Genomic DNA, 997 nt, shown 5'->3' on the forward strand with positions numbered 1-997 from the left:
GGCAGTAGATGTAATTTTATAAGCCAATGATTGGAGATTAGGGCTGAGGATAACCTTGAGCGCGAGTGGCCCTTGCTTAAGATAGGTTACGCCTGATACTTGTCATTTCCGCGATTTAAAGTGAGCATGAACTCGCTTAACAAACTCCATATACTGACTTTCGTCGTGCAAATTCACTTCTTCTTCGATCGGCAATAAAGGGAACCTTTCCTTCAAGGCTGCCGCGAATAGGCCCATACCGCCTTGTTGGTGAATAGTGCTGTCACTCTGAAATATTTTGACGTTTCTGACTCCGCAGCTGGGTGAGTTTTTCATCAGAACAAAGCCATCTAAAGACCCAAAGCTATCAAGGGCCTCTTTGCAGCCTTCAAGTAATTGAGGGCCTAAGTTTATGCCTGTTAAGTCAGTGTCATCGTTATACCGTAGCGTTGGCCTGGAAGGGTTGCCGGTAAGTCGCATTTTGGGGCGGGGTATACCAAAACCGGCAGCGGCTTCAGGGCAGAATGTTTCAAAAGAGAAGTGTTTGCTCAATTCGTCTAAGCACAATGATGAGCGTTTATGCTTTCCGTCATAACGTACTTCAAATCCTGCAAGGCAGGCGCTTAGACCAATCTTAGGTTTTGATCCTGGCATTTTATATGATGCTTGTGACATGGTACCTGGTGCTTAGGGGAGCGAGTTTAGGCTTATTTTGAACTATTCGAAGGAGAATGAATATAGTATTTCTTATATCTAACAAATAACGATTGCCGTAGGCAGAGGGTTCCAGCCTTCGCTGGATCAACCCCGTACTAGCCCGCTTGCGAGCCATGGAAGGCTCTGCCTACAGAAGTCGGTTTACCTAGTGCCCGCGTAGGCAGAGGGTTCCGCCCCTCGCAGACTCTGCCCCATGCTACTCCTCATGCGAGCTGTGGAAGGCTTTGCCTACAGTTAGATGGGTTTAGCGACAAACCCTGTCCTGGTAGTAGTCATTGCTGTAGTTGCAGGACTTACATGC

General features: G+C 47.4%; 1 protein-coding gene. It reads right to left on the minus strand.

Features of this window, described 5'->3' with window-relative positions; all coding sequences use genetic code 11:
• Positions 1 to 102: 102 nt before the first annotated feature.
• Entirely contained in the window at positions 103 to 654 is a 552-nt protein-coding gene (locus A3763_RS25290; protein ID WP_068515137.1) for a DUF523 domain-containing protein, read from the minus strand.
• Positions 655 to 997: the final 343 nt, after the last annotated feature.

It is taken from the genome of Oleiphilus sp. HI0128 (assembly GCF_001635365.1).

What these genes read in the sequence shown, in the direction of transcription:
- A3763_RS25290 (WP_068515137.1), bottom strand. Translation starts at nt 654, where the DNA reads ATGTCACAAGCATCATATAAAATGCCAGGATCAAAACCTAAGATTGGT.